Raw genomic sequence first — 859 nt, 5'->3', positions numbered from 1 at the left:
CTTAGAACGTCTAACAGAACCTTCGGATTTGATTGAGGCAGACGAGGGCGCAGGCGAGTGTGGTGAAGGCCAGATGGATGTCGACCCGTTGCTCATAGCGGATGGTGAGACGCCGGAAGCGGCTCAACCAGGCGAAGGTTCGCTCCACCACCCACCGGTGCTTGCCGAGCCTTTGGCTGCTCTCGATGCCGCGCCGGGCAATGCGAGGGCTGATGCCCCGGGCGCGGCACTCCCCGCGGCAGCGACGATGATCGTAAGCCTTGTCGGCGTGCAGCTTGCGCGGTCTGCGGCGGGGTCGGCCGGGGCCGCCAATGCGGACGCGCGGCACGGCATCCAAGGTGGCAGCCAACATGCGGCTGTCGTGGCGGTTGGCGCCGCTGAGCGTCAGGCCCAACGGCGTGCCTTGGCCGTCCGTGACGAGGTGGCGCTTGGTGCCCGGCTTGCCGCGGTCCGTCGGGTTTGGGCCGACCGCCGCGCCCCCCTTTTGGCGCCAATGCTGGCGCTGTCGAGCGCAGCCCGTGACCAGTCGAGGGCCTCCGCCGCCTGAAGGCGCTCCAGCAGCACCTTGTGCAGACGGCTCCAGACACCCGCTGCTTGCCAGTCCCGCAACCGGCGCCAGCAGGTCATGCCCGACCCGCACCCCATCTCCACCGGCAGCCGCTCCCAGGCGGTCCCGGTGGTCAGCACGAACACAATGCCGGTCAAGGCAGCCCGGTCCGGCAGTCGAGGGCGCCCGCCTTGCGGCTTGGGCCGTTCGGGCGGCAGCAGCGGCTTGATCGCCGCCCAAAGATCATCAGGAACAAGGGGCTTCGCCATGCCCCTGGTAACGCGCCTCACCAGGTTTCGTTAGACGCTTTTA

The 859-nt window shown here is 68.6% G+C and carries 1 protein-coding gene; it reads right to left on the bottom strand.

The window, feature by feature from the left end; translation table 11 throughout:
• Positions 1 to 10: 10 nt before the first annotated feature.
• Positions 11 to 816, bottom strand: a protein-coding gene (locus QMO56_RS26835; RefSeq protein WP_283530702.1) for an IS5 family transposase whose coding sequence is annotated in 2 segments (ribosomal slippage) — positions 11 to 480 and positions 480 to 816 — 807 coding nt in all. Because the reading frame shifts where the segments join, the coding sequence is not laid out codon by codon here.
• Positions 817 to 859 lie beyond the last annotated feature (43 nt).

The sequence above is a fragment of the Roseomonas sp. E05 genome (assembly GCF_030063475.1).
Lineage (GTDB): Bacteria > Pseudomonadota > Alphaproteobacteria > Acetobacterales > Acetobacteraceae > Pseudoroseomonas.
The sequence above is the reverse complement of the archived record's forward strand: the minus strand, read 5'-3'. Positions and strand labels throughout refer to the sequence as shown.